The sequence below is a fragment of the Streptomyces sp. NRRL B-24085 genome, from assembly GCF_001282115.1.
GTDB lineage: Bacteria > Actinomycetota > Actinomycetes > Streptomycetales > Streptomycetaceae > Streptomyces.
The window spans coordinates 1-3039 of sequence record NZ_LJBR01000593.1 but is presented as its reverse complement, the minus strand read 5'-3'; the positions used below and the strand labels follow the sequence as shown (position 1 = coordinate 3039).

The 3039-nt window shown below is 72.9% G+C and carries 2 protein-coding genes and 2 pseudogenes; 2 read left to right on the top strand and 2 right to left on the bottom strand.

Annotated elements, in window-relative coordinates; all coding sequences use genetic code 11:
- Positions 1-1058, bottom strand: a pseudogene (locus AOJ26_RS39975) (hypothetical protein); the annotation flags it as partial.
- Positions 1059-1270: 212 nt separating this feature from the next.
- Entirely contained in the window at positions 1271-2326 is a 1056-nt protein-coding gene (locus AOJ26_RS39970) for an NAD-dependent epimerase/dehydratase family protein (RefSeq protein ID WP_053853244.1), read from the bottom strand.
- A 138-nt stretch (positions 2327-2464) separates the two neighbouring features.
- Here AOJ26_RS39970 and AOJ26_RS39965 point away from each other — a divergent pair, with 138 nt between their 5' ends.
- The gene (locus AOJ26_RS39965) at positions 2465-2659 is read left to right on the top strand and encodes a hypothetical protein (protein ID WP_053853243.1); all 195 of its coding nucleotides are present in this window, start codon (positions 2465-2467) and stop codon (positions 2657-2659) included.
- Between the two features lie 124 nt (positions 2660-2783).
- Positions 2784-3039, top strand: a pseudogene (locus AOJ26_RS39960) (fructosamine kinase); the annotation flags it as partial.

Sequence of the window (3039 nt, the reverse complement as noted above, 5' to 3'; positions counted from 1 at the left end):
GGGATGCCCTGGGTGGTGTCGAACGGCGGCGGCGCGATCGCCGCGAGGGGGGCGGTGAGGGCGAAGTGCTCCGGCTGTCCCGCGGGCGTTTGCGCGAGGTACTCGGGGAGGGCCGGGGCGGTCCGCTCGAGGTACTCGGGGAAATCCGCGGTCGTCTGCGCGGGGTACTCGGGGAAGCCCGTGGCGGCGGGTGTGGCGTACTCCGGCAGCCCGGTGCCGAGTTGACCGCCGTAGTCCGTGAAGCCGGTGGTGGTCGACACGGTGTACTCCGCCGGGACAGCGCTGAACTGGCCGGTGCTGCCGGGGTCTCCCGTGCCCGTCCGCGGGCCGTACTCGGGGACTCCGGAGCTTGCGGGCGCGGTGTACTCCGGGACACCGGTGCCGGGGTACGTCGGGATCGCGGTGCCGGACGGCGGGGTGAACTCGGGCACACCGCTGCCGAGTTGCGGTCCGTGGTCGACGGCGGCGGCGACGGGCCGCGCGGTGTACTCCGGCACCCCGGTGACGATCCGCGAGGTGCCCAGGGCGGGGATCTCACCGGTGCCGGTGAGGTTCTGCGGGGTCGGTTCCGGTGCCCATGAGGGCGACTGGGCCGGGGCGGCGGTGAGGGCGGCGGCCGGTGCGGGTTCGGGTGCGCTCGGAAGGGCGAGCACGGGTCTGGCGGCCGGCAGGGACCGTTCGGCGGGCTTCGGGGCGCGTGCGGTGGGGGCGTCCGCCGGGCCCCGGCGCTTCGACTCGGCGCGGCGGTTGGCGACGCGGTCGGCGGGCAGGGACGCCTCGACCGTGGGCCCCAGCTTCGCGCGGGCCGTGCCGTACCACTGCCTGGCGAGGTCGTCGAGGGCGGGATCGCCGCCCGGCCTGCTCCCGCCGCCCGCCGGGGAACCGCCGCGGCCGCGGGTGCTCGACGCCGTTCCGGCCGCGCGCGTGGCGTTGTAGGTGCCGGAGTCGTTCTCGGCCCGGTCGTAGAGGTTGGTGACCCGTCGGCTCACCTCGTCAGGGCTCGGGCCCTCGTCCGCCGCCGCGTTGCCGGCCTGCGAGAGCAGGGCCGCGGAGGCCATGGCGGCCGTCGCAATTGCGGAGTTGCGCTTGGCGGGGAGGCTGAACCCTCCATCGCGCGAAGTTCGATCCGGCGCCATGAAAGTCATGCCCCTTCCGTCGTGCTGCTGGCCGTCAACTTAGCCAACTTGTGAGACTCACGTGAAGATTGAAGTGTGAAAAGCGTGAGATGTAACTGTGACCTTCGTCGCGTACAGGCAGCCGCCGGTACCGGTCAGCCCCGGCCCCGCTGCGCGCGCCACGCCTCGTAGTGGTCGAGGACCGTCTCCTCGATCGGCCGGTAGGTGATGCCCAGTTCGCGCACACTGCGGCTGTTGTCCACGCGGAACCGGATGCCGAGGTGCTTGCGGATGTAGTCCTGGGTGAGCCCGAACGCGGGGCCCAGGACGCGCACGGGCCAGTGGGGGAGCGCGGTGCGCGGGATGCGCGGGTCGCGGGGGTGGCGGGTGCGGATGATGCGGGACATCTCGTGGAACGACGTCATCGTCTCCGCGGCCAGGATGTAGCGGCCCTTCGCGTCCGGCCGCTCCGCCGCCGCGATGTGCGCGTCGGCCACGTCACGGACGTCGACCGTGGTGAAGCTGAAGTCCGGGGCGCCGTAGAAGAAGTAGCCCTTGAAGAGCTCCTCCAGGAGGAAGAGGCTGCCGGACTCGGAGGCGGGGGTGAGCGAAGGGCCCAGGACCAGGCCGGGGTTGAGGGACACCATGCGCCAGCGGTCCTGCGCGGCCTCCGCGTCCCAGGCCGCGCGCTCGGCGACCGTCTTCGCGTAGTGGTACGGGTTGTTCTCCACCGTGCTGCTGGTGTTGAAGTACTTCTCCGACAGGATGTGCCCGTCCATGTCCCGCACGTCCGCGTAGTCGCCGAAGATCGCACCGACCGTGGAGGTGAGGACCAGCCGTTCCACGGACGGCGTCCGCTCGATACCGGCCAGGACGTTGCGGGTGCCGGTCAGGGCCGGCTCGACCATGTCCTTGTGGCCGTCCTTGATCTTCTCGGGCATGAAGAACGGCGAGGCCACGTGGAAGACCACGCGGCAGCCCGCCATGGCCTCGTCGAAGGAGCGCTCCTTGAGGAGGTCCGCCTCGAACAGCGTGAGTGCGCCGGGGAACTCGTCCTGCATGTCCCGCAGCGGGCGCACCTTCGCCGGGTTCGCGAGACTGCGCACGGTGGCGTGCACCGTCCAACCGCGCTTCAGCAGCCGCCGCACCAGATGGCTGCCGACGAACCCGCTGCCACCGGTCACCAGGACCACGCCCGACTCCGCACCCATGCCACCGCTCCTCCGCCCAGGGGGTGACATTGAAGCACCGGCCCGGGCCCAACGGCCGGGGCAGGGCCTGCCGATGGCCGCGGGTGCCGTCAGCGGCCGCCGTTCAGGACGCGGTCCGGGTTCGCCGTCCGGGTGCGGATGGCGTCCTTCGCGCGGGCGGGCTCCCGTGCCTTCGAGGCCACCAGCCGCAACGACGGCACCGTACGGCTGTGGGACCCCGACGTGCGCGACCGCGCGGCCGAGGTGTGCAAGCTGACCCGCGCCCTGGCCGGCCCCCGCTGGCAGCAGCTCATGACGGACCTGCCCGTGGACCGCTGCCGGAAGGGAGGATGAGCAGGGGGAAGGGGCGAGGCGCCCCGCACTCAGGACGTGCCTGGGAGCCCTCCAGGAGGCTGTGCACGCGTCCGTCGGGGCACACTGCTGCGAAGCGAGGACGCGAATGAGCGGGGAGGCGCGGGTGTACGACCGAGACGTGAGCCCGGGTGCGGCGGCGGCGCGGCTCACCGGCCGCGTGGTGACGGACGAGCGTCCGCTGTCCGGCACGCAGGCCGAGGTGGACCTCGACGACGGCCGGACGGTGATGGTCAAACGCACCGGCGGCCTTGAGGAGGCCCGCGCCGAGGCGGCGGGGCTCCGCTGGCTGGCCGAGGCCGGCACGGTCCGGGTGCCGACCGTGTACGGGCAGGACGGCCGTCTGCTGGTGACCGACCTGG